Genomic DNA, 23,203 nt, shown 5'->3' with positions numbered 1-23,203 from the left:
ACAACGGCGCGGTCACGAGTTGGGTCTGCTCCGGTCACGAAAGCGTCATCGACCGGTCAAGGTAAGGGCCCGTCGAGGCGACGGGCTGTGACCGGCGCCGGCAGGCGGCCCCACCGGCCGCCGGGCACCTCCCGCCGCGCTCGCCTGCCCCGCAGCGGGTGCGGTTGACTGGGCGGATGATCGACGGGAGCGGGAAGGGCGCCGTGGCGGCCGACGGGGGCCGGGCCGGGCTGCGGGTGCTGCGGGTGTTCTGCGGGAGCGGGGGGCGCGGCGGCAACCTGCTGGGTGTCGTGCTCGACGGAGCCGCCTGTCCGGCGCCGGCGGACCGGCAGGCCCTCGCCGTCGAACTCGGCTTCAGCGAGACGGTGTTCATCGACGACGAGACCCGCGGCACGGTGGACATCCACACTCCGGGCGGCCGGCTGCCGTTCGCCGGGCATCCGCTGGTGGGGGTGGCCTGGCTGCTGCGCCACCTGGGCCGCCCGGTGGGGACGCTGCGCCCGCCCGCCGGTGAGGTGCCGGTCGTCCGCGATGCGGAGTTCACCTGGGTGCGCGGCCGCCCGGAGTGGGCGACCGGGCGCCGGACGGAGGAGTACGCCACCCCCGCCGAGGTCGACGCGCTGCCTGCACCCCCGCCGGGTGAGGGCTGGTTGTACGCGTGGGCCTGGCAGGACAGGGCGGCGGGCGTCGTGAGGGCGCGGGCCTTCCCGCGGCGTGCCGGCGGCGTCATCGAGGACGAGGCCACCGGCGCCGCGGCGCTCACCCTCACCCATGAGCTGGGCCGCGCCCTCGACATCCGGCAGGGCGCCGGTTCGCAGATCCTGACCCGGCCGCGGCCGGACGGCGCCGTCGACATCGGCGGCCGCGTCGCCCTCGCCGCGGCCGGCCCGGCAGGTGGCGCCTGACGGGCCGCGCCGCGTGCCGCGCGCCCCTCACGCGCTGAGCGGGAACTCCTCGCCCAGCTCCCGGAAGACGGCGCTGTTCAGCGCGAACGCGCGCTTGCACTCGTCGACCACCCGCTGCTTCTCCAGGTCGTCCACCGGCAGGGCGTCCAGCAGCTCGCGGTACTCGCGCTTGAAGGCGGCGGGATTGCCGACGTCCTCGAAGACGTAGAACCGCACGCCGTCGCCCTTGCGCGCGAAGCCCCAGGTCTTCTCGGCCGTGCCGCGGATGATCTGGCCGCCCGAGAGGTCGCCGAGGTAGCGGGTGTAGTGGTGGGCGACATAGCCGGCCGGCCAGTCGCGGGCGCAGTGGCGCACGCGGTCGGCGTAGGCGGCGGTGGCGGGCAGCGGCTCCAGGCCGGCGCTCCAGGACGGGCCGCCCAGGTGAACGAGGTCGCGTTCCAGCTCGGCGGTGCGGGCGAGCTCGGGACGGATGAAGGGGCTCGCCACCGGGTCGTCGGTGAGCGCCGGGGAGGTCTCCTCCAGGGCGCGGTAGACGAACCACAGCTGCTCGGTGTAGCGGCGGTAGGCCGCGACCCCGAGCCTGCCGCCCAGGAGGTCGCTCATGAACGAGGAGTTCTCGGCCTCGGTGTGCTGTTCGTGCGAGGCGGTGCGGATGACCGTCGAGAAGGGCGGGGTTCCGTCCTGCTCATGGCGCTCCCCGCGCTCGGGCGAAGCCGAACGCGGAGGAGGGTCCGAGAGCTTGGGGGAGGGCGTCGGGGTCGGGCGGGACGCTTCCAAGGCGGGCCTCCGGGGGCCGAGGGGAGCGGACGGGAACAGGCCGGCTGTCCTGCCGTCGCCGATCAGGTTAGGCTTACCTAACTACCCGACGTCGCCCGAGTCAACCCGTTCCCGACGGCCTGTCGGTAAACCAGCCTACGCCTGTTCCCGACGCCCTGTCGGTAAAATTCGCCCCCTCCTGACGTCAGGGAAGCGTGAGGATCTCCGCTCCGGTGTCCGTCACCACGAGGGTGTGCTCGAACTGCGCCGTCCGCTTGCGGTCCTTGGTGACCACCGTCCAGCCGTCCTCCCACATGTCGTGCTCGTACGTGCCCAGGGTCAGCATCGGCTCGATGGTGAAGGTCATGCCGGTCTTGATCTCGGTGGTGTGGTGCGGGCTGTCGTAGTGCGGAACGATCAGACCGGAGTGGAAGGAGGAGTTGATGCCGTGACCGGTGAAGTCGCGGACGACTCCGTAGCCGAAGCGCTTGGCGTACGACTCGATGACCCGGCCGATGATGTTGATCTGGCGGCCCGGCTTGACCGCCTTGATCGCGCGGTTGAGCGCCTCGCGGGTGCGCTCCACCAGGAGCGTGGACTCCTCGTCCACCTCGCCGCACAGGTAGGTGGCGTTGTTGTCGCCGTGCACACCGTTGATGTACGCCGTGACGTCCAGGTTCACGATGTCGCCGTCCTTCACGACGGTCGAGTCCGGGATGCCGTGGCAGATGACCTCGTTGAGCGAGGAGCACAAGGACTTGGGGAAGCCGCGGTAGCCGAGCGTGGACGGGTACGCGCCGTGGTCACACATGAACTCGTGGGCGACCCGGTCCAGTTCATCGGTCGTCACGCCGGGTGCGATGTGCTTGGCGGCCTCCACCATCGCCTGCGCGGCGATCCGGCCGGCGATCCGCATCTTCTCGATCGTTTCGGCGTCCTGCACCTCGGGCCCGGTGTACGGGGTGGGAGCGTCCTTCCCGACGTACTCGGGACGCGGGATCGAGGAGGGGACGGGGCGGGTGGGGGAGATGTTCCCCGGGACAAGGAGCGACTGGCCAGACATGCCAGCGAGTGTATCCGCGGGCCATCGGGCAGGATGGCGGCACTGAAGTCGGTCACAGGAGGCGGCGATGGCGCTGTTCAAGAGGCGTACGGTCGGCAAGCCGGGCGAGTGGTACTACTGCCTCGCGCACCAGAAGGTCGAGGAGGGTCCCGAATGCCGGGCCGCCGACCGCTTCGGCCCGTATGCCACCCGCGAGGAGGCGGCGCACGCCATGGAGACGGCCCGCGAGCGCAACCTGGAGTGGGAGAACGACCCCAAGTGGCACGACAAGGGGCAGGGCGGGGGCCAGGGGGACGACACCCCCTGACCGGGCCGCCCTCCCCGGATGCGCGGACCCCGGCTCACCACCGCGGCGGCGGGGGCGCCGTCAGCCCGTCCGCGAGACGGGCCAGCCGGTCGCGGAAGCGGCGCCGGGCGGTGCCACCCAACGGGGCGGGGAGGCCGTTCTCGCCGGCGGCGGCGCTCACCAGGTGCTGCACCGTGTCCAGGTCGATGTCCTGGGCCGGGTCGGGGGCGGCCAGCGCGTCATGGGCCAGGGAGCGCAGATCATGATCGCCGGCGTCCAGCGCGAGCACCGTCGCGCCGTTGCGGCGGGCGTCGTGCACCCGCTCCAGCAGACCGGCGCCGGGCTGCTCCGGCGTGACGACCAGGAGCGTCGCGCCGCGCCCGGCGGCCTCCAACCGGCCCAGCCCCACGGCCAGATGGGCCGGCGCGCCGCCGGGGACGCGGTGCCGCACCAGCGTCGGCGACAGCTGGGGCAGGCCGGACCAGGCGGCTTCGTCGTCCAGGTGGGCGGCCAGGTGCCAGGGCTCGTACGCCTGGCTGCCCACCAGCAGCAGACCACCGTCGTGCGCCGCGACCGAGGCCCGCAGCGATCCGGCGAAACGGCGGGTGGCCTGCACCCATTCGGTTCCGGCAAGGACTTCGCGCAGCAGCGCGACCCGTACGGCATCCATGCGCCCGCATCCTGCCGCCGGACGCCGCGGCCGCGGCGCCGTTTCGCCAGGGGTCACCCGTACGGGCTCACCGCACCGGCGGCAGCCCGGCGGCGGTGAGCCGACGTCCTACCTCGGCCACCGCCTCCTTGCTCAGCGGGAGCTGCGGAAGGGCGGTGGCGCCGTGGTCGATCACCCCGAGAAGCCACAGTGCGGCCTTGAAGGCGCCCAGTGCGGCGGAGCCGCGGCCCATCTCCGACTCGGGGGCGATGTCCACCATGGAGAACAGCGCGGCCAGGCGCTCCTGTTCGGCGGCGGCCCGCGCCCAGTCGCCGGTCCGGGCGGCCTCGTGGAGCCGTACGTAGCCCGCCGGGTCGACGTTGCCGAGGCCGGGGACGACGCCGTCGGCGCCCGCCAGCAGGGCGGCGTCCACGGTGAGTTCGGATCCGGTCAGGACGCAGAAGTCGGGCGCGGGGCCGGTGCGCCGGGCGGTGCGGCCGCCCAGGGCCACCAGCAGTCGGCGCAGTGCGCCGTCGTCGCCGCTGCTGTCCTTGAGACCGGCGAGGGTGCCGTCCTCGGCCAGCTCGCGGACCAGCTCACCGGGCAGCTTGCGGTGCACGACGACGGGGATGTCGTACGCGAAGAGGGGCAGGCCGGTGTCGGCGCGCAGGCGGCGGAAGTGGGCGGCGATCTCGCGCGGGTGGGTGCGGGTACAGAAGGGCGCGGTGGCGACCAGGGCGTCGGCGCCCAGCGCGGCGGCGGTCCTGGCGTGGTCGAGCATCCGGGGGGTGGTGGTGTCGATGATCCCGGCGAGTACCGGGACCCGGCCGTCCGCCGCCTTGACGACGGTCTCCAGGGCGGTGGCGCGCCGGGCGTCGGTGAGGTGGGCGGCCTCGCCGGTGGAGCCGAGTGCGAACAGCCCGTGGACGCCGCCGTCCACGAGGTGGGTCACCAGGCGCGTCAGCGAGGCGGTGTCGACCTCGCCGTGCGGGTCGAGCGGGGTGCAGACGGGCGGGACGACGCCGCGCAGCGGTGCGGGGAATGCCATGGGGGCTCCAGCGGCTTCGGGGCCACGGTGCGTGATCGGGGCAGGTCGCGGCCGGTCGAGTAGGTCGGACGTGGGACATGGGATGTCCTATCTCGGGGTCACAATAGACGCGTGCGCCGGCACCCGGGCAGCGGACGCGCGGTCCGACGGGGCCGTTGACGGGTCGGCGGCACGACAGACGCGGGAGAAGGAGAGTGACCACATGGCGCGAGGCACGATGGCGGAGGACGTCCAGGCGCAGATCAAGCGGCTCATCCTGCGGCGCAGGCTGACGCCGGGCGACCCGCTGCCCACCGAGGCCGAGCTGGTCGCCCTGCTCGACGTCAGCCGCAACTCGGTCCGTGAGGCGCTCAAGGCGCTGCAGGCCATGCGCATCGTGGAGATCCGGCACGGCTTCGGCACCTACGTCGGCCCGCTCTCCCTCGAACCGTTCGTCGAGGGAGTCGCCTTCCGCGCCGCGGTCCGCCACCACCAGGGCGAATCCAGTCTGTACGAGCTGATGGAGGTCCGCGAGGCACTGGAGGCCGGGCTGATCGCCGCCGTCGCGCGCAATCTGCCCGCCGAGGACCTCGCCCACCTCAAGGGCCTGGTGCAGCGGATGGCGGAGGAGGCGCGCGGCGGCCGGGTGCAGAGCGCCACCGACCGGGCCTTCCACCAGGCGCTGTACCGCTCGCTGGGCAACCACCTCCTGAGCGAGGTGCTGGACGCGTTCTGGGCCGCGCTGCGGCGGGTGCGCGAGGACCGCGCCGACGACACCCAGGACCCGGAGGTGACCTACCGTCAGCACCTGGCGATCGTCGAGGCGTTGGAGGCCGGTGACGGCGAGCGCGCGGTGACGGCGATGCATCGGCACTTCGACGGCATCCGCCGCCGGCTCACCGAATAGCGCCGCCCGCGGGGCAGTCCCGGGGCCGTCGCCACGGCGGCGGCCCCGGCCTCACCACGGCTCTCGTTCACCGCGATTTCACCCGGAGTCGACGACCTCGTTGCCGACACGAAAACGGGGTATGTCGGGTGCCTTGACGGTCAGTTGGGCCCTCTTTATGGTCGCCGCAGGACAGGGGACATCCTACGTCCGGCCGTTGGGGGTGACCCGTGGTGGACGAGAGTTCGGTGCCGTACCGCGCCGGGACCGAGGGGTATACGAGCTTCCGGATTCCGGCCGTGGTGCGCACCCGCTCCGGGGCCGTGCTCGCCTTCGCCGAGGGCCGGGTCGCCTCGGCCGCCGACTGGGGCGACATCGATGTCGTGCTCAAACGCTCCACGGACGGCGGCCGCACCTGGGGCCCGCTCCAGGTCGTCGCCCGCAACGGCACCGGTACCGCCGGCAATCCGGCGCCCGTGGTCCTCGCCGACGGCCGGGTGCTGCTCCTCCAGGTCCACAGCGCCACCGACGCCACCGAGGAGCGGATCCGCCGCGGCGAGGTCCCGCCCGCCGACGGCCGCCGCGTCCACCTCCAGCACAGCGACGACGGCGGGGCGCACTGGAGCCCGCCCCGCGAGATCACCGACCAGGTCAAGCGGCCCGAGTGGCGCTGGTATGCCACCGGCCCCGGCCACGCGCTGCGGCTGCGCCACGGCCCGTACGCCGGACGCCTCGTCGTGCCCGCCAACCACTCCACCCCACCCGTCGCCCCCGGTGACGACGGCACCGAGGCCCGCTACAACGGCGGCCATGCGCTGCTCAGCGACGACGGCGGCGCCACCTGGCGGATCGGCTGGACCGACGGCGACACCCACCCCTCGGTGGCTCCCAACGAGACCACCGCCGCCGAACTCCCCGACGGCAGCCTCTACCTGAACACCCGCTCCGAGACCACCGCGGCCTGGCGCCGGGCCGACGCCCGCTCGGTCGACGGCGGCGCCCACCTCACCGCCCCCTTCCGCCCGCAGGCCGGCCTGGCCGGACCGGTCTGCCAGGGCAGCCTGCTGTACCTGGCGGACCGCGACGAACTGCTGTTCTCCGGCCCGGCCCATCCGCTCGCCCGCGCCCTGCCGACCCTGCGCGTCAGCCGCGACCGCGGCCTGACCTGGCGGACCGCCCGCACCGTCTCGGGGCTGCCCGCCGCCTACTCCGACCTCGTCCGGCTGGACCGGGCGAGCGTCGGACTGCTCTACGAGACCGGCGAATACAGCGCCTACTCGACGATCACCTTCCGCCGCATCCCCGTGGAGGAGCCGGCATGACCAGCAACGACGTGTACCGCAGATCGGTCCTGGGCGGGGCGGCCGCCCTCGCCGCCGCTTGCGCGCTCACCGGCTGCGGCGAGGGCGGCGACGGGGGCGGCGCGCCCAGGGAGCGCAAGAAGGGGCAGAAGGTCGAGCTGACCTTCTGGTCCTGGGTGCCGGGTATCGACAAGCCCGTCGACCTGTGGAACCGCAAGAACCCCGAAGTGCAGGTCACGGTGGAGAAGGTGTCCGCCGTCGACGGTGAGCAGTACGCGAAGATGCACGCCGCCATCAAGGCGGGCAACCCGCCCGACCTCGGCCAGATAGAGTTCCCGGTCATCCCCAGCTTCCTGCTCGACAACGGGCTGCTCGACCTCGCCCCGCTCGGCGCCGCCCGGCACAAGGACCGGTTCTTCGGCTGGCAGTGGAAGCAGTCGGTGTTCGGGCAAGGGATCTACGCCATCCCCCAGGCATCCGGCCCGATGGGCCTGTTCGTCCGTCAGGACCTCTTCGACAAGTGGGACGTCGAGGTCCCCGCGACGTGGGACGAGTACGAGGCGGCCGCCAAGAAGATCCGCAAGAAGGGCGCCTGGATCGAGACCTTCTCCGCCACCAACGGCAACCGCCTGGCCGGTCTCGCCTGGCAGGCGGGTGCCAAGTGGTACGCCACCAGCGGCGACACCTGGATCATCAACGTCGACGACGAGCCCACCCGCAAGGTCGCCGACTACTGGGAAGCCCTCGTCAAGCAGAAGCTCATCAAGACCATCCCCGACCGGCAGAACGCCTGGTACAAGGACCTGCAGACCGGCGACATCGCCGCCTGGGTGGGCGCCAGCTGGGGCGATGCGCTGCTGGTCGGCAACGCACCGGGCACCAAGGGGAAATGGCGGGCCGCACCGCTGCCACAGTGGCGGGCGGGCGCCAGGGTGTACGCCAACTGGGGCGGCTCGACCACCGCGGTCTTCGCCAAGGCCCGCTACCCCAAGGACGCCCTGGACTTCGCGGTCTGGCTCAACACCGACCCGGAGTCGATCGGCCTGCTGATCGACGGCGGCTACGGCTTCCCCAGCGCCAAGAAGGGCTATGCCACCACGGCCCTCGACGTCGACAAGCCGTTCTTCGGCGGCCAGGAGTACAGCAGGATCTTCGCCGACGCCGGGGCGCACGTCGACACCAGCTGGCAGTGGGGTCCCGGCGTCGACACCCTCTACCAGCGCCTGGGCGACGCCTTCACCGACGCGCTCGGCACCGGCGCCTCCTTCCGCTCCGTGCTCAAGAAGGTCCAGGGCCAGACCGTCGCCGACCTCAAGGGCAAGGGCCTGAAAGTGGCGAGCGGCGGGTGAGCCGGTCCACGCTGAGCAGGCCGGAACCGCTCACCCGGCGCAGGAGGGACGTCCCACGTCGGACGCGCCGCGTCTCGCGCACCGAGGCCCGCAACGCCCGCGCCGCGGCCGGCTTCATCCTGCCCTTCCTCGTCCTGTTCGCCCTCTGCTTCATCGCGCCGATCGTCTACGCGGTCCACCAGAGCCTGCACAAGACCGAACGCACCGGCCCGCTCGGCCTCGGCGGCCAGGAGCACGAGGCATTCGCCGGCCTCGCCAACTACGCCCACGCGCTCGCCGACGACCAGTTCCTGGCCGGCTTCGGCCGGGTGCTGCTCTTCGGCGCCGTCCAGGTCCCGCTGATGATCGTGCTCGCCACCGCCCTCGCGCTGCTCCTGGAGAGCGCCGGCGCCCGCGGCATCCCCTTCTTCCGCAGCGCGTTCTTCCTCCCGTACGGCGTGCCCGGCGTGATCGCCTCGATCCTGTGGGGCTTTCTCTACGTCCCCGGCATCAGCCCGCTCGTCAAGATCGCCCAGTCCGTGGGCTGGGACGTGGACTTCCTCTCGCGGGGCACCGTCCTGTGGTCCATCGCCAACATCGTCACCTGGCAGTTCACCGGCTACAACATGCTGGTACTGATCGCCCAGCTCAAGTCCGTCCCCGGCGAGCTGTACGAGGCCGCGCGCATCGACGGCGCGGGCGCCTGGCAGGTCGCCCGGTACATCAAGATCCCGCTGATCCGCCCCGCGCTCGTCCTGACCGGTGTGTTCAGCATCATCGGCACCCTCCAACTGTTCGCCGAGCCCAAGGTGCTGCGCCCGCTGGCGTCGTCCATCGACACCGGCTTCACCCCCAATCTGCATGCCTACAGCGAGGCGTTCATCGGCAACAACCAGCACGTGGCGGCGGCCGAGGCGGTGCTGCTCGCCCTGGTGGCGTGCGTCCTGTCCTTCGGCTTCCTGCGGCTGGTGGGCGGCCGCGGGAAGGAGCGCCGATGACCCGTCCCCCGGTCCGCCACCGGATCATCACCGCGTCGCTGCTGACGATCGCAGCGCTCTACTTCCTGGTGCCGGTCTACTGGCTGGTCGTCTCCGCCACCAAGTCCAGCGCCGACCTCTTCGGCACCTTCGGCTTCTGGTTCTCCGACCACCCGCACCCCGTCGACAACCTCATCGACGTCCTCACCTACGACCACGGCATCTACGCCCGCTGGTTCGCCAACTCCCTGCTCTACGCCGGGGTCGGCGCGGTCTGTGCGACCCTGCTGTCCGCCGCCGCCGGCTACGCGCTGGCCAAATTCCCCTTCCGCGGCCGGGAGGCGATCTTCAACACCGTGCTCGCCGGGGTCCTCGTCCCGGGCACCGCGCTCGCCCTGCCGCTCTACTTCCTCTTCAGCGAGATCGGCCTGGCCAACACCTACTGGGCGGTGCTGATCCCCAGTGTGGTCAGCCCGTTCGGCGTCTATCTGTGCCGGATCTACGCCACCGCTGCGGTGCCCGACTCGCTGCTGGAGGCGGCCCGGATCGACGGCGCGGGGGAGGCCCGGATCTTCGGCCGGCTCGGCCTGCGGCTGATGACGCCGGCGCTGGTCACCGTCTTCCTGTTCCAGTTCGTCCACATCTGGAACAACTACTTCCTGCCGCTGGTCATGCTGTCCGACTCCGGCCTCTACCCGATCCAGCTGGGCCTGACGTCCTGGACCGGTTTCGCCGACCGCAAGCCGGTGCTCTACCAGTACACGGTCGGCGGCGCGTTCCTGTCCGTGGTGCCGCTGATGGTCCTGATGCTGGTGCTCCAGCGCTACTGGCGTACGGGGCTGACGGAGGGCAGCGTGAAGGCATGAGTGGATCACCGTGACGGCACGGCCGCGCGCAGTGCGGCGTGACAGTATCGCTGTCATGACTACTCCTGATCCTGCCCAGTCCCCGAACGCCGCGACCCGCGCCAAGGCCGCCCTCAAGCGCGACCCCTGGGACCTCCCGGACGTCTCCGGCCTCGTCGTCGGTGTCCTCGGCGGCACCGGTGACCAGGGCCGCGGCCTCGCCTACCGGTTCGCCCGGGCCGGCCACAAGGTGATCATCGGCTCCCGGGCGGCCGAGCGTGCGCAGGCCGCCGCGGACGAACTCGGACTCGGCGTCGAGGGCGAGGCCAACGCCGACTGCGCCCGGCGCAGCGATGTGGTGATCGTCGCCGTGCCCTGGGAGGGCCACGCCAAGACCCTCGAGGGGCTGCGCGAGGAACTGGCGGGCAAGCTCGTCATCGACTGCGTCAACCCGCTCGGCTTCGACCGGAGGGGCGCCTACGCGCTCAAGCCGGAGGAGGGCAGCGCCGCCGAGCAGGCCGCGGCCCTGCTGCCCGACTCCCGCGTCACCGCCGCCTTCCACCACCTGTCGGCGGTGCTGCTGAAGGACGAGGCGACGGAGCGGATCGACACCGATGTGATGGTGCTGGGCGAGGCCCGCGCCGACACCGACGTCGTCCAGGCGCTGGCCGCCCGCATCCCCGGGATGCGCGGCGTCTATGCGGGCCGGCTGCGCAACGCCCACCAGGTCGAGTCGCTGGTCGCCAACCTGATCTCGACCAACACTCGCTACAAGGCGCACGCGGGGCTGCGGATCACGGACGTCTGAGGCGGCCAGCGGTGCCGGCGGGGCATGGGGGACACTGGGTGGGAATGCCCGATCCCTTTCCCCCAGGAGCCGACCCCATGTCCCCCCTGCTCCCGCCCGGACCCGCCCGGCGACTCGCCCTCATGGCCCTCGCCCTGTGCGCCCTCGCCGTCGCCGCGGCCGTCGTCTCGTTCGTCAACGGCAGCTTCGTCGGCATCGTCTGGGTCCTGATGGCCGGTATCTCCAGCAACATGGCGTGGTTCTACGTGCGCAAGGCGAAGCTGGAGCGGGCGCAGCAGGCCGAAGCGGCCGGCTGACCCTCAGAACAGGCCGCTGAACTGCGAGAGGTCCGGCTCACCCCGCCAGAACCGGAAGAATTCCTGGCCGAGGTAGGTGTCCAGCTGGGAGACGCCGAGCCCGCGCAGGATCGCATCGACCAGGTCGAAGAAGACGTGGTTGATCCCCGGCACCCACAGCAGACCGAACACCGCGAGCAGCCCGAACGGCGCGAACGGCTCCACCTGGCGCCGGATCCTCAGCGACAGCCAGGGCTCGATCACGCCGTAGCCGTCCAGGCCCGGCACCGGGACGAAGTTCAAGATCGCCGCGGTGACCTGGAGCAGCGCCAGGAACGCCAGGGCGCAGCGGAACGGGACGGGCACGCCGTCCAGGGCGTGCAGCCAGAACGGGGCGGTGCACACCACCGCGAACAGGATGTTCGTCAGCGGCCCGGCCGCCGAGATCAGGCTGTGCCGCCAGCGGCCCTGGATCCGGCCGCACTCGATGAACACTGCGCCGCCCGGCAGCCCGATGCCACCCATGATCACAAAGATCACCGGGAGCACGATGCTCAGCAGCGCATGGGTGTACTTCAGTGGGCTGAGGTATGTACCCGTTAACCCCATCTGACCTGGGGAAACGGTGACGAAACTGAGCCAGTGGGCTACTGCCAGAAGCGGAACAGGCTCTCGCCGAAGGAAGCCAGCTCTGGAGGCGTCCCGAGGCCGCGCATCAAGCCGTAGATCACATCGAAGAAGACGCGGTTGATCTCCGGCACCCACAGCAGCCCGAAGATCGCCAGCAGCCCGAACGGCGCGAACGGCTCCACCTGACGGCGGATCTTGTGCGACAGCCACGGTTCAATGACGCCGTAACCGTCCAGGCCGGGGACAGGCAACAGGTTCAAAAGCGTCGCGGTCACTTGAAGGAACCCGAGGAATGCCATCGCGGCTCGGAACTCGATTGGTGACGAGCTGAGCCAGCCGAGACCGAGGGGTAGCAGAAGCCCCACTGCGCACACGAGGTTCACCAGCGGCCCGGCCGCCGAGATCAAGCTGTGCCGCCAGCGCCCCCGGATGCGATGGCGCTCAATGAAGACGGCACCGCCCGGAAGTCCGATGCCGCCCATGATCACGAAAATTACTGGCAGCACGATCGACAGCAGTGCGTGGCTGTAGGCGAGGGGATTGAGCCGAAGGTATCCCTTGGCCTCCACGCTCAAGTCGCCGCTGTGCAACGCGGTACGGGCATGGGCGTATTCGTGCAGGCACAACGACACCACCCAGCCGGCCACCACGAACAAGAAGACCGCGAAGCCGGGGTTGGCTGCGAGGGACCGACTCCAGACGGCCCACCCGGAAACGAGCGTGATCGCGACGAACGCGAGGAAGAGGGGGCTGATCCCTTGCCGCTCTTTAGCGGACGCTGTGGTGGCCATGCGACGAGCCTAGAGGTGTGTCCTTGGCGAACCATCTGCTGAGTCGGATTGGGCCTCAATGGTTGAGTTGTGGTCATTGAATTCGCTGTGTACCTATTCACCCCGTCCCGACCCAAGATCGCCTAGAACGCACATTTGGATAGGTGGCGGAACCACTGATTCTGCTTCACAGGGGGAACCCTTGCGCCTGCCAGCGAGCAAGTCCGTACCGTTCAGCGCCATCCTGGGTTGGAGCCTTCTTGTAGCTGCCGTACCGATCGCGATAGCGGGCGGCATCCATGATCGGCAGGAGCGCCGGTCCCGGCAGCCTTCCTTCCCCCACAAGCCGCATGAAGCGTCAACCACGCAACAAGGTGCGCCCGGTCGGGACCTGGACGACGACGGACCGATGCCGGCGACCTCCGGGGGCTGGGAGGCGAAGCGGACTGGAACCCCCGCAGATCCCGATCCGGATACCTCCGGGCATCACCGCAGGGGCCGCGGCGCAGAGGACCCCAAGGGGCGGCCGGCCAACGGCAAGAAGGATGACAAGACAGAGGGCAAGCGGCGGAGGGACAACGACCCCGAGAAGCCGCAGAAGCCGGAGAGCGACGAAGAGGATCACACCTACGTCGGTGATCTTGCCGACAAGTTCTTGCCCGGCTCCAGCAAGTACACCCCCAAGTGGGCCAAGCCCATCGTCTACGACGTCAAGAAGAAGGCCGTCGACCCGGATCAGGGCGAGGCGTTCGTCGCCCAGGACGGCACTCTCGTCGTCCACGCTGTGGTGGACCCGAAGAAGTGACAGGAACGGGCTCCTCAGCGGGCTCTTCGCCGCGTTCCCGACCGAGGAGCAGCAAGACGAGCAGGAGTCGACCGGCGTCGAGCTGCTGCTGACTGTCGAGGACCCGAGTCAGGCCACGACGGAAGACCCGACCACCGTCCAGACAGTTGCTGTTGCCCCGGACTCCGACGTGCCCGTGGACAACACCGCAGAGGTCAAGGACCCCGACCACGTGGACAAGGTGGCCGAGAAGGCGGTCGACGAGACTGTGAAGGAAGCCTACGACCCGGCCCCGTCTGATCAATGATTCATTCATTCACTCCCAAGTGGGTTAGCTGGCAAGAGCGGACAGCTATTTCCCCTAGACTGAGCCGCCTCTCAGGAACCCCGAGAATGGATTAACCGCATGGCTCAGATCGCTCGGCAGGGCGCAAGGAACGCGCGAGTTAAGAACCCCACGGCACCCAAAGTCTCGGCCAATCTGCGATTGGCTGAGATGCCCCAAGACAACTTCGAACACGATGCAGTCATCAGGGGGGTGCGGTACGAGGGGACCAGCTTCGCCGGCCTCTCGGTCGAAGCCCTCGAAGCCGAGGGGTGCAGCTTCGAGAGCGTGCGCTTCACCGGCACTGACCTGCGACAAACCCAGTTCAGTGACTCGCGGTTCGAGACCTGCGACTTTGCTCAGCTAGTCACGCAAGACGTCTCACTCATCCGGTGCCACATCACCGGAAGCCGCATCACCGGGGCCTCGTGGAAGTCTGGGACGTTCCGCGACGTGCGTATCGAAGGGAGCCAAAGCAGCCCGGCAATGTATCGCCACATGAAGCTCTACAGCGTCGTGTTCAGCGATTGCAAAATGATCGGAGCCGACTTTCAGGCAGCCGAAATGCACAACGTACGCTTCGAAAACTGCGACCTCACAGGAGCACAGTTCGCAAACGCTGAAATGGGCGTCGTCCGCTTCGAGAATTGCACCCTCATCGACGTAGGCGGCGGCGCCAGCCTCAAGGGGGCGACGGTGCAAGGCCCAGGGTCGATGGAACTGGCCCTGAGCCTTGCCCGCGAAGCGGGAATCCTGTTCGAGCCGTAGGCCGTCAGGCAGCGACCGGCAGGTAGCCCGCGTACGCCCCGCTGGAGGTTGCGTGGGCTACCGCCTCGAAGTCGATGCTCTCGCCGAAGGCACACAGCTCGTCGAGCAGCATCCGCCCGTATGGAGTGAAGTGCTCGCGCTGCTTCTTCAGGTCCTCGCACGCGTCCCGGAGCGAGGCCGTGTAGAGGTCAACGAGGGTCGTCTTGCCCTGGTGATGCTCCATGAACATCAGGGGCACGGTCACGATGGCGGCGTGGAACGCCTTGTCGAGCGGCCGACGCTGGCCGATCTTCACCGCCGACAGGGCGCGGTACTGGTCCGCATCGAGTTCACGCGAGGACAGGGTGAAGGTCCCGTAGACCTTGTCGCCCACGAAGAGGTTCAGGTGCATCGCCTCGTGGACGAGGCACATCGTGTAGTCGAGTACTTCCCACTTCTCGCCGGGACTCATGACCACGACGCCGGGGAGCTGCGAGGCAGACCCTCCACCGTCCGCCCCGCTGTTGAGGATGACGAGGTCCGTAACGAGGAGGTCGACCATCAGGCGGAGGCTGGGGTCGATCTCCTGGATCAATGCGAGGGCTTCGGTGACCTTGTTGTCCCATGCTTCACGGGTCGGACCGTCTGTGGGGCCGGCCCCCTTGAAGATGTGCGCGAAGATGCCGTTGGCCTTGCAGAAGTCCGCCCAGGCCCCGTCCTCGTACGTGATGTCGAGACCCGCGGGGGCGGCGGCCATGGGTCGCATGGCCGGGTTGGAGATAGCCGCCCGGTAAGCCCCGGACATGCCCTCAGCGGTGGGGTACTCGCCCGTCTGCGCGTGGACGAGCCGAGCCATGCTCTCGTAGGTGTGGCCGATGTTCATGAAGTGCACGAGGATCGCTCCTTCTTTGCCTCCAGGCGTGGGCCCGGAGCGGGGTGCTCCGGGCCCACTGAGAGGGAACCGCGTCAGCGCGTCAGCGCGTCAGCGCGTCAGCGCTTCAGGAGCGGTCAGGCGGTCCAGCCGCCCATCATGCAGCTGTTCTCGTCCTCCTGGGCACGCTGGACGTTCGCGGCCACGGTGGCGACGACGGCCGGCGAGTCCTGGGCGACCGCCGCGACCACTCCGTTGAGTACGCTCGGGACGGTGATCTGGTCATTCGACTTGATCATGGTGCTCCTCCATCTCATGGGTGGGTGGTGCACTTGCTGACCCGTCCGTCTGCCGACCGTGCCAGGCTGGGCAGGCGGACGGGGACTGTGGGGCGCAGTCATCCTCCATATCGAGGGCAATAGCCGACGGAGTAGCGCCATGTGCTTCGGAGAGGCCGCTGACCATGGCGACGGGGACACCGATCCCGAGGAACGCCAGGGCTGTGATGGGCCGCCAAACATCCAGACGGATTGGGGCGCGAGGCTTTGCGTGGGCGCCCCTCATCTGAAGTCCCCGGCCTTGACCCGCTCTTCCCGGCACCGTGTCACGGTGAGCTGCGTCGGGTCGGACACGGGCCAGTCCAACTGGCCAGGGCACCGCAGGATGAACTCACCCTTGCAGATGTCCGTGACCACACCGGACCGTCCTGATACGTGCTCGACCTCGTCCCCCACCTCGGGCAGCTTGGCGCCCATCACACGGCCTCGATCTCGTCGGGGTGCGTGGTCCACTCCAACCCGCCGCGGACGGGAGCAAGCCACGCCACGGGGTCGCCCTTCGGGATGGAGGGGACGAGGGTCACCTTGTCGACGGCCGGCGCGAAGGCCCGCAGGACGCCAACCGCATCGTCGTGGCCGTGGTCAACGACCTGGTGGCCGAGTAGCGGGTGATCGAAGTGCGACAACCCGAGGCTCTTCGGGTCTCCGGTGTCAGTGCTGCGGATAGCCATCGGTGGCTCCTCGTCAGTTCTCGCTGCCTCACGTGGATGCGAAGACGAACGTAGAGCGGGGCTTCCCCAACCTCCAAGAAGATTGCGCGAGTTTGCAGGAAGACGATTGACGCGGTCGAACGGGGCATCGACCATCGATGTGTCGCGCAATCTCGCGCAAGGCAGACGACAGGAGAACAGCCATGAAGCTACGGTTCCTTGGTAAGAACTCCCAAGTGGGCGACTGCCCGACCCTGTACGCAACCGACCGTGACACCTACCTCGTCCAGGGGTGGAAGATCTTCGCAAACGACCTGCTGATGCAACTCACCCTCCACGAGGGAGAGACTGCCGTGGAGGTGCCCACCGAGCTGTTCGAGCACCTGGAGAAGGACGGTCTCCCCGCTGGGGAGTTCAAGCGTCTTGAGGACCCGCTAATGGTCCTCACACCGGGCGGAACGTACGTTGTGCAGGGCCGGGAGGTGACTGATCCCGAGGCCCTGTCCCAGATGTCGATTCCGGACTACGAGACCGTGGTCGAGGTCCCCAAGGCCGCGATCACAGCCCTACTGGAGGAACCACGTGGAGCTGATCTCCAGCGCCGAGCGCAACCGGCTCATTGAGGCTGTCGCGCACGATGCCTTCCATCTGGAGCTGAGGGACGACTACTCGGTGCCATTGGAAGACGGGCCGTACGAGAAGTGGCTCGCGGGGGTAGTCGACAACGGTTTCATGGACTCGTGGTTGTCGATGATCCGAAGGCTCACCCAGGAAGGCAAGATCGTCCGGCGCGTCCGCGTCGTGACCGAGCCTCACACCCCGTACATCCACTGGGAGCACGAGACCACCCCACTGAACGAGGGAGCCGGCGAACAGATCCGGTGGCTTCCGCGGCAGGAGCTTCCCGAGGGGCTGTCCTTCCCCTTGGGCGGCAAAGACTGGTGGCTGTTGGATGACAAGCTCCTGGCCGTGGGCCACTTCGACGACGACGGCAGGGTTCTTGGGTCCGAGGTGATCGACAATCCCGAGACGGTCGCCGAGTGTGTCCGTGTCCGGGATCTGCTCTGGGACTCTGCCATTCAGCACTCCGAGTACAAGCCCTGACCGAGCAGTGAACAACCAGGCACAGAAGTCCCGTGAGGCGTTGGGTGCCCGGCTGCGTGGGTTCCGCAAGGATGCGGGGTTCCCCAGCGGCCGGGCCTTCGCTGCCGCCACAGGGTGGCAGGAGTCCAAGGTCTCCCGCATCGAGAACGGCAAACAGAACGCCAGCGAGGACGACATCCGGGTCTGGTGCGAGAAGACGGGGCGCGAAGCCAACGCCGGGGATCTCGTCGCGACGCTCCGACATATCGACGAACTGTGGAGCGAGTGGCGTCGGCAGCTCCAGGCTGGCATTGACCAGCCACAGAAGAAGTTGGTGCCGCTCTACCAGAAAACCAAGGTGTTTCGGATCTGGGAGCCCAACGTCGTGTGGGGCACTCTCCAAACAGGCGAATACGCCAAGGCGATCTTCGAAGCGGTCGTGAGGGTGCACGGTGACACGGGGGGCGAGGATGCTGCGGTGGCCAAGCGCCTCGAACGACAGAGATACCTGTACGAAGGCGACCGGATCTTCAACGTGGTGCTTGGAGAGCAAGCTCTCTACTCGAACCTTGGCGGCGCGGAGGTTATGCGGGGGCAGCTCGACCGGCTCACGGTGGTTATGGCGCTGCCCCGACTCAGCCTCGGCATTGTCCCCCGATCAGCACCGCTCGAAATCTGGCTCGGTCATGGATTTTCCATGTTTGACGACAAGGTCGTCCGCGTGGAGACCGAGTCTGCCGAGATGCAGGTGACGCAGCCTGGGGAGATCGAGATTTACATGAAGGCATTCGAGCTTCACCGGCATTCTGCTGTCTACGGTAAGGCAGCCAGAGACCTCATCATGGCTGCAATCGAGCATTTCGAACGCATGGAGAGGGAAAATCGTGATTGAAGATCCGAAATGGCGCACCAGTAGCTACACGCAACACGATAGCTGCGTTGAAGTCGCCGACAATAACCCGATGAAGGTCAGAGTGAGGGACTCCAAGCGCCGGGAGGGCGCTGAATTGGCCTTCCCGTCGTCCTCCTGGACGGAATTCGTGGAGTTCGTCAAGTCCTGACGATGTTCGCACTAAGCCCCCTCGCCAGGGAGGGGGCTTAGTCATGTCTGGTGAGTGAATCATCTGCCGGCCTCCCTTAGGGGAGGCGTCCGAGGCCGGGTATATAACCCGGCCCACAAATAACGTACCTGTTATTGACCCTCGATCCGTCACGCCCGAACCCCGAAGTGTGACCACGATCACCGGAACGAGTGCCGGTTGCTGGGCCTATCTGCACCTGCCGTCGAAGGGGTCCGAGCGTCAGGTTCGGGCGTCAGTTGCCGCCGCCGTCAGACGTGTTGAAGATTTCGCCGAGTGACACGGCTGCGTCCTTGACATCTTGGGTGACCGTGATCTTGCTTCCTACTGGCGCTTGGTCAATCATGCTCACCAGCCCTACGACGGGGCCCTGCTTGAAGCCCGGAATGTTCGCCAACGGGTTACCGGCGGACGGATCCAGCGGTCCGCTAGTTGCGGGCTTGCCCTTGCTTGCGGCGAACGGGTTCTGCTCCGGCATCTCGGCACTCCTGCCTGTAGGAACGACTGCGGCCGGTGCCGCGTCGACACCTCCAAGGGAACAGCGCGCCGCCGCATTTGCACGTTGGTGAGGCTGATTGGGTCTATGCGCATGTCGGTCCCCACCGCCGGCTCGGTCTGGCGAGACGGAGCGATTCGTTCATACCCGTACACGGTTCGAGGAAGGCGCCCCCGGTGGGTCCTGCTTAAGAATTATCAAGTGTTACCCCCGTCATGTGTGTGCGCAATAGTTCATTCATTCATGCGTGGTGAGGTATCCGCGTGGACACGGATAGGGAATATCTTGCGTGCGAAAATGCGTAATGACATTCGAGCGATAGGGGATATCGCCGTGTCAGTGAATGAATGAATCATTAGGTGCGCGAGCGCCCGCGCGTGCAGGGTCCGGGTGCCCATGGTGGGCACGTCTCAGGTTGAGCGCGGTAACCATCCTGATGGGTAACAGGTCTATAACGCATAGGGTTCAGCGTCAGATAGCCCTTGGCGCCCACCGAGATGTCACCGCTGTGCAGCGCGGTGCGGGCATGCGCGTACTCGTGCAGGCACAGCGACACCACCCAGCCGGACACCACGAACAAGAACACCGCGAAGCCGGTGTTGGCCGCTATGGTCCGGCTCCACACGGCCCATCCCGATACCGCCATGACGGCGACGAGCGCGAGGAAGACCGGGCTGATGCGCCGGTCGGCGCGCTGAATGGCTGTGGTCATCGTGGCGTGCTCTCCCGAGGTCGAGTGGTGGGCAGCCCCGACCGTAACCGCGACGTGGCACCCGGCGCACGGTTCCCGTTCAGCGGGCCTGTGCGGAAAACGTCGCGCGGTACCCGCCGGGTTCCGGGCACAGTGGACCCCAGGGGAGAATTCGGGGGCGGTCCCCGCAGGACAGGGGCGGGTCAGGGATGCGAGAGGCGTGAGCGCGGAGTGGGCGGCGCAGCCGTGAACGACAATGGCGCGGTGCGCTACGGAATCCTCGGCACCACACAGGCCGGCCGGGCCGACGGGACCCCCGTCGCCCTCGGTGGCGCACGTCTGCGTGCCCTGCTCGCCGCCCTCGCGCTGCGTCCCGGCCGGGCGCTGCCCCCGGACCTGCTGATCGCCGACGTCTGGGGCATGGACCCGCCCGCCGACGCGGCCGGAGCCCTCCAGGCCCTGGTCGGCCGGCTGCGCCGGGCCCTGGGCCACCCCGCCGTCGCCTCCGCCGACGGCGGCTACCGCCTCTGCGTCGAACCGGACGCCGTCGACCTGTACCGCTTCGAGCGGCTGGCCGAGGAGGGCGGCCGGGCGCTGGAGGAGGCCGACCCGGCCCGCGCCGCCGCCCTTCTCGACGAGGCGCTGGCGCTGTGGCGCGGCCCGGCGCTGGCCGACCTGCCGGACGCGGGCATCGAGGCGGCCCGCGCCGAGAGCCGCCGCCTGGACGCCCGACGCGGCCGCCTCGCCGCCGACCTCGCCCTGGGCCGCCCGGACCGGGCACTGCCCGTCCTGGCTGCACTCTGCCAGGACCGCCCCTTGGACGAACCCCTCCAGGCGCTACGGCTGCGTGCCCTGCGGGCGGCGGGCCGCGGCGCCGAGGCGCTCGCCGCGTACGAGGCGCTGCGCGCGGACCTGGCCGACCGCCTGGGCGCCGACCCCGGCCCCGAACTGCAGGCCCTGCACGCCGAACTGCTGCGCCCGCGAGCGGCCCGGCCGCCCGCCGCCCCGGCGGCCCCCGCGCCGGCTCCGGAAGGCCGACGCCCCGGCAACGTCCGCCCGCGCCTCACCTCCTTCGTGGGCCGCGACGTCGACATCGCCGCACTCCGTGCCGATCTCGCCGCCCACCGCCTGGTGACCCTGCTGGGGCCGGGCGGCGCCGGCAAGACCCGGCTGTCGCTGGAGGGCGCCGAGAGCGCCGCGGCCGCGGCGCCGGACACCTGGCCGCACGGCGTATGGCTGGCCGAGCTGGCGCCGGTGGACGATCCGGCGACGGTGCCGGAGGCGGTGCTCACCGCACTGGGCGCCCGCGAGACCGTCGTGCGCGGCACCACCGCCGAGGGGCTGCGCGCCGCCGGCGACCCCACCGCGCTGGACCCGGCGGCCCGGCTCGCCGAGCAGTGCGCGGGCCGCCGGATGCTCCTCGTCCTCGACAACTGCGAGCATGTGATCGGTGCCGCCGCCGCCCTGGCCGAGCGGCTGCTCGCCGAGTGCCCCGGCGTCACGGTGCTGGCCACCAGCCGCGAGCCGCTGGCCGTGCCGGGCGAGGTGCTGCGGCCGGTCGAGCCGCTGCCCGACCCGGTGGCGCTGCGGCTGCTCGCCGACCGCGGGGCCGCCGCCCGCCCCGGGTTCGACACCACGGACGACCCGGCGGCCTGCGCCGAGATCTGCCGCCGCCTGGACGGGCTCCCGCTGGCCATCGAACTGGCCGCCGCCCGGCTGCGGTTGCTCTCCCCGCGACAGATCGCCGATCGCCTCGACGACCGCTTCCGGCTGCTGACCAGCGGTAGCCGCACCCATTTGCCCCGCCAGCAGACACTGCGCGCCGTCGTCGACTGGTCCTGGGACCTGACCGACGCACCCGAGCGGGCGGTGCTGCGCCGGCTGTCCGTCTTCGCCGGCGGCTGCGATCTGGCCGCCGCCGAGGCGGTGTGCGCGGGCGACGGCGTCGACGGGCGCGATGTGGCCGCGCTGCTCGGCTCGCTGATAGACAAGTCGCTGGTGGTGGCCGCGCCCGCCGGCTTCGAGGGCGTGGGCAGCGGTGCCGGCACCGGGGGCGCGATGCGCTACCGGCTGCTGGAGACGGTCGGGGAGTACGCCGGTGAGCGGCTGGACGAGGCCGGCGAACGGGCCGGCGTCGAGCGCCGCCATCTGGTCGCCTACCGCGAACTGGCCCGTACCACCGACCCGTTGCTGCGCGGTCCGGGCCAGCGCGCCGCGATGGACCACCTCGAGCTGGAGCACGACAATCTGCGCACCGCGCTGCGCCGCGCCGTCGCCGCCGGCGACGAGCACGAGGCGCTCTGCATGGTCCTGTCCCTGCACTGGTTCTGGTCGCTGCGCGACCACCTCAGCGATGCGCGGCACTGGGCGCGTGCGGCCGGAGCGCTCGGCCCCAACCCCTTCCTGGCGCCGTTCGCCGCCGCCCCCGATCTGTTCGAGCGGCCCATCGACAACCCGCCGCCGATGGCCCCCGAGCTGCTCCTGGAGGCCCGCCGTGGGGTGCGCCTGGTGGCGCTCGCCAGCCACGAGAGCGACATCGAGGCGCTGCGCAGCCCCGAGATGCGCCAGGAGCTGAACGGGATCATCTCCGCCTACCGCGCCGGGATGCCGCAGACCTGCCGGATGCCGGGCGTCCTGTGGTACTTCGCGGTGCTGATCTCCGGCCGGTTCGAGCAGCTGGTGGAGCTGGTCGACGGCGCGGTGCGCGCCAGCCGTGGCTTCGGCCACGACTGGGAGCTTGCCTACGTCCTGCAACTGCGCTCCAAGGTGCTCAACGACTGGGCCGGCCGGCTGGAGCAGGCGCTGGCGGATGCCGACGAGGCCCTGCGCATCTTTCTCCGGATCGGCGATGCCTGGGGCGCCGCCGAGGCGCTGGCGGGGCGCGGCGAAACCCGGGAGAAGCGCGGCGAGTACGGGCTCGCGGCGCAGGACTACCGGGCGGCGATGGACTGTGCCGAGGACCTGGGCGCGCACGGTCAGACCCAGCTGCTGCGCGGCCGACTCGGCGGCGTCCTGCTCGAGGACGGCCAGGCGGAGGCGGGGGAGCGGCTGCTGCGCGAGATCCTGGAGGAGGGCAAGGAGGCCGGCAGCGGCCGCGATGCGGTGCCGTTCGCACGTCTGACGCTGGCGACGCATCTGGCCGTCCAGGGGCGTACGGCGGAGGCGCGCGCGGAACTGGAGGCGGTGCGCGAGGCGTTCGGGCCGCGCGCCCCGGAGCTGTTCGCCGGGGTCCTGGAGCTGTCGCTGGTCTCGCTGGATGTCGACGAGGGGCGCGGCGGGGATCTGCTGCCCAGGTTCCGGGCGGCGCTGGAGCTGACGCAGGACGAACTGGCGCAGATGGTCGCGCCGGACCTTGCGGTGATCCAACTCCTCACCGGGGCACGGGTGCTGATGGCCGTGCGCGGCGAACGGGGCGGTCCGGACGCGGCGCGCCTGGTGGGGGCGTACGACGCACTGCGGTCGACCTCGCACGCGCCGCCGATGCCCGTACGGGCCGACCGCAGACGTACGGAGGGGACGGCGCGGGCCCTGCTGGGCGATGCGGCGTACGAGCGCGGGTACGCCGAGGGCGGCGGCCTCTCTCTCGAAGAGGCCACCGCCCTCATCTGACGCGAGCCGGGCGAGGGCGGTCCC

At 69.9% G+C, this 23,203-nt stretch carries 26 protein-coding genes and 2 pseudogenes; 16 read left to right on the top strand and 12 right to left on the bottom strand.

Annotated features, from left to right (window positions below; translation table 11 throughout):
* Positions 1–176 precede the first annotated feature (176 nt).
* Positions 177–905: a PhzF family phenazine biosynthesis protein gene (locus ACGFML_RS32005; protein WP_393549133.1), complete on the top strand. Its 729-nt coding sequence runs from the start codon at positions 177–179 to the stop codon at positions 903–905.
* A gap of 27 nt (positions 906–932) precedes the next feature.
* On the opposite strand, the gene ACGFML_RS32000 is transcribed toward ACGFML_RS32005, so the two are convergent.
* Positions 933–1,559 (bottom strand): heme oxygenase (biliverdin-producing), encoded by a 627-nt coding sequence (locus ACGFML_RS32000; protein ID WP_393549154.1) that lies wholly within the window; start codon positions 1,557–1,559, stop codon positions 933–935.
* Positions 1,560–1,866: 307 nt separating this feature from the next.
* On the bottom strand, positions 1,867–2,724 hold the full coding sequence (gene map / locus ACGFML_RS31995; protein WP_393549132.1) for a type I methionyl aminopeptidase: 858 nt from the start codon (positions 2,722–2,724) through the stop codon (positions 1,867–1,869).
* Positions 2,725–2,791: 67 nt separating this feature from the next.
* On the opposite strand from map, the gene ACGFML_RS31990 reads away from it, so the two are divergent.
* Complete coding sequence (locus tag ACGFML_RS31990) at positions 2,792–3,031, top strand: hypothetical protein (protein WP_393549131.1); 240 nt, start codon at positions 2,792–2,794, stop codon at positions 3,029–3,031.
* Between the two features lie 34 nt (positions 3,032–3,065).
* Here the strand turns inward: ACGFML_RS31990 and ACGFML_RS31985 are convergent, their stop codons facing one another.
* Together ACGFML_RS31985 and ACGFML_RS31980 are read right to left on the bottom strand one after the other, a co-directional pair.
* Positions 3,066–3,680 carry a hypothetical protein gene (locus ACGFML_RS31985; protein ID WP_393549130.1) on the bottom strand — a complete coding sequence of 205 codons (615 nt, stop codon included), beginning with the start codon at positions 3,678–3,680 and terminating at the stop codon, positions 3,066–3,068.
* A gap of 67 nt (positions 3,681–3,747) precedes the next feature.
* Complete coding sequence (locus tag ACGFML_RS31980; RefSeq protein WP_393549129.1) at positions 3,748–4,707, bottom strand: dihydrodipicolinate synthase family protein; 960 nt, start codon at positions 4,705–4,707, stop codon at positions 3,748–3,750.
* A 202-nt stretch (positions 4,708–4,909) separates the two neighbouring features.
* On the opposite strand from ACGFML_RS31980, the gene ACGFML_RS31975 reads away from it, so the two are divergent.
* The 7 genes from ACGFML_RS31975 (at position 4,910) to ACGFML_RS31945 (ending at position 11,127) form a co-directional block, all read left to right on the top strand.
* Positions 4,910–5,593 (top strand): FadR/GntR family transcriptional regulator, encoded by a 684-nt coding sequence (locus ACGFML_RS31975; protein ID WP_393549128.1) that lies wholly within the window; start codon positions 4,910–4,912, stop codon positions 5,591–5,593.
* A 209-nt stretch (positions 5,594–5,802) separates the two neighbouring features.
* Positions 5,803–6,894 carry an exo-alpha-sialidase gene (locus ACGFML_RS31970; RefSeq protein WP_393549127.1) on the top strand — a complete coding sequence of 364 codons (1,092 nt, stop codon included), beginning with the start codon at positions 5,803–5,805 and terminating at the stop codon, positions 6,892–6,894.
* The gene (locus tag ACGFML_RS31965) at positions 6,891–8,222 is read left to right on the top strand and encodes an ABC transporter substrate-binding protein (RefSeq protein WP_393549126.1); all 1,332 of its coding nucleotides are present in this window, start codon (positions 6,891–6,893) and stop codon (positions 8,220–8,222) included. Before ACGFML_RS31970 ends, ACGFML_RS31965 begins: the two co-directional genes overlap by 4 nt.
* Positions 8,219–9,199, top strand: coding sequence for a carbohydrate ABC transporter permease (locus ACGFML_RS31960; RefSeq protein WP_393549125.1), 981 nt, complete (start codon positions 8,219–8,221; stop codon positions 9,197–9,199). The genes ACGFML_RS31965 and ACGFML_RS31960 overlap by 4 nt, the downstream gene beginning before the upstream one ends.
* Positions 9,196–10,044: a carbohydrate ABC transporter permease gene (locus ACGFML_RS31955; protein WP_393549124.1), complete on the top strand. Its 849-nt coding sequence runs from the start codon at positions 9,196–9,198 to the stop codon at positions 10,042–10,044. The genes ACGFML_RS31960 and ACGFML_RS31955 overlap by 4 nt, the downstream gene beginning before the upstream one ends.
* Positions 10,045–10,099: 55 nt before the next feature.
* A complete protein-coding gene (npdG, locus tag ACGFML_RS31950; protein ID WP_393549123.1) occupies positions 10,100–10,831 on the top strand; it encodes an NADPH-dependent F420 reductase in 732 nt (243 codons plus the stop codon).
* Between the two features lie 77 nt (positions 10,832–10,908).
* On the top strand, positions 10,909–11,127 hold the full coding sequence (locus tag ACGFML_RS31945; RefSeq protein ID WP_393549122.1) for a hypothetical protein: 219 nt from the start codon (positions 10,909–10,911) through the stop codon (positions 11,125–11,127).
* 3 nt (positions 11,128–11,130) lie between these two features.
* On the opposite strand, the pseudogene ACGFML_RS31940 reads toward ACGFML_RS31945, so the two are convergent.
* Positions 11,131–11,694: pseudogene (locus ACGFML_RS31940) on the bottom strand (site-2 protease family protein); the annotation flags it as partial.
* Between the two features lie 59 nt (positions 11,695–11,753).
* Positions 11,754–12,527, bottom strand: a complete 774-nt coding sequence (locus ACGFML_RS31935; protein WP_393549121.1) for a site-2 protease family protein — start codon at positions 12,525–12,527, stop codon at positions 11,754–11,756.
* Between the two features lie 388 nt (positions 12,528–12,915).
* Here ACGFML_RS31935 and ACGFML_RS31930 point away from each other — a divergent pair, with 388 nt between their 5' ends.
* Both ACGFML_RS31930 and ACGFML_RS31925 read left to right on the top strand, forming a co-directional pair.
* A complete protein-coding gene (locus ACGFML_RS31930) occupies positions 12,916–13,311 on the top strand; it encodes a hypothetical protein (protein WP_393549120.1) in 396 nt (131 codons plus the stop codon).
* Between the two features lie 385 nt (positions 13,312–13,696).
* Entirely contained in the window at positions 13,697–14,383 is a 687-nt protein-coding gene (locus ACGFML_RS31925) for a pentapeptide repeat-containing protein (RefSeq protein ID WP_393549119.1), read from the top strand.
* A gap of 4 nt (positions 14,384–14,387) precedes the next feature.
* On the opposite strand, the gene ACGFML_RS31920 is transcribed toward ACGFML_RS31925, so the two are convergent.
* The 4 genes from ACGFML_RS31920 to ACGFML_RS31905 all read right to left on the bottom strand — a co-directional run bounded on the left by ACGFML_RS31920 (position 14,388) and on the right by ACGFML_RS31905 (position 16,242).
* A complete protein-coding gene (locus ACGFML_RS31920; RefSeq protein ID WP_393549153.1) occupies positions 14,388–15,245 on the bottom strand; it encodes an aKG-HExxH-type peptide beta-hydroxylase in 858 nt (285 codons plus the stop codon).
* A 125-nt stretch (positions 15,246–15,370) separates the two neighbouring features.
* A complete protein-coding gene (locus tag ACGFML_RS31915) occupies positions 15,371–15,532 on the bottom strand; it encodes a hypothetical protein (protein WP_393549118.1) in 162 nt (53 codons plus the stop codon).
* 261 nt (positions 15,533–15,793) lie between these two features.
* A complete protein-coding gene (locus tag ACGFML_RS31910; protein ID WP_393549117.1) occupies positions 15,794–15,988 on the bottom strand; it encodes a hypothetical protein in 195 nt (64 codons plus the stop codon).
* Positions 15,988–16,242 (bottom strand): hypothetical protein, encoded by a 255-nt coding sequence (locus ACGFML_RS31905; protein ID WP_393549116.1) that lies wholly within the window; start codon positions 16,240–16,242, stop codon positions 15,988–15,990. Before ACGFML_RS31905 ends, ACGFML_RS31910 begins: the two co-directional genes overlap by 1 nt.
* A 182-nt stretch (positions 16,243–16,424) precedes the next feature.
* Between ACGFML_RS31905 and ACGFML_RS31900 the strand changes: the two genes are divergently transcribed.
* The 4 genes from ACGFML_RS31900 to ACGFML_RS31885 are packed head-to-tail and all read left to right on the top strand — an operon-like array spanning position 16,425 to position 18,365.
* Positions 16,425–16,844 carry a hypothetical protein gene (locus ACGFML_RS31900; RefSeq protein WP_393549115.1) on the top strand — a complete coding sequence of 140 codons (420 nt, stop codon included), beginning with the start codon at positions 16,425–16,427 and terminating at the stop codon, positions 16,842–16,844.
* Positions 16,804–17,325, top strand: coding sequence for a DUF6879 family protein (locus tag ACGFML_RS31895; RefSeq protein ID WP_393549114.1), 522 nt, complete (start codon positions 16,804–16,806; stop codon positions 17,323–17,325). The genes ACGFML_RS31900 and ACGFML_RS31895 overlap by 41 nt, the downstream gene beginning before the upstream one ends.
* A gap of 7 nt (positions 17,326–17,332) precedes the next feature.
* Positions 17,333–18,196 (top strand): helix-turn-helix domain-containing protein, encoded by an 864-nt coding sequence (locus ACGFML_RS31890; RefSeq protein WP_393549113.1) that lies wholly within the window; start codon positions 17,333–17,335, stop codon positions 18,194–18,196.
* Positions 18,189–18,365 (top strand): DUF397 domain-containing protein, encoded by a 177-nt coding sequence (locus ACGFML_RS31885; RefSeq protein WP_393549112.1) that lies wholly within the window; start codon positions 18,189–18,191, stop codon positions 18,363–18,365. The genes ACGFML_RS31890 and ACGFML_RS31885 overlap by 8 nt, the downstream gene beginning before the upstream one ends.
* A 253-nt stretch (positions 18,366–18,618) precedes the next feature.
* On the opposite strand, the gene ACGFML_RS31880 is transcribed toward ACGFML_RS31885, so the two are convergent.
* Entirely contained in the window at positions 18,619–18,861 is a 243-nt protein-coding gene (locus ACGFML_RS31880; RefSeq protein WP_393549111.1) for a hypothetical protein, read from the bottom strand.
* 469 nt (positions 18,862–19,330) lie between these two features.
* Positions 19,331–19,591: pseudogene (locus ACGFML_RS31875) on the bottom strand (site-2 protease family protein); the annotation flags it as partial.
* Positions 19,592–19,816: 225 nt separating this feature from the next.
* On the opposite strand from ACGFML_RS31875, the gene ACGFML_RS31870 reads away from it, so the two are divergent.
* On the top strand, positions 19,817–23,179 hold the full coding sequence (locus tag ACGFML_RS31870) for an ATP-binding protein (protein ID WP_393549110.1): 3,363 nt from the start codon (positions 19,817–19,819) through the stop codon (positions 23,177–23,179).
* The last annotated feature ends 24 nt before the right edge of the window (positions 23,180–23,203 follow it).

This window comes from Streptomyces sp. NPDC048650, from assembly GCF_043199095.1.
GTDB lineage: Bacteria > Actinomycetota > Actinomycetes > Streptomycetales > Streptomycetaceae > Streptomyces.
Note: the sequence above shows the minus strand (reverse complement) of the source record. Positions and strands in the feature narration are given on the sequence as shown.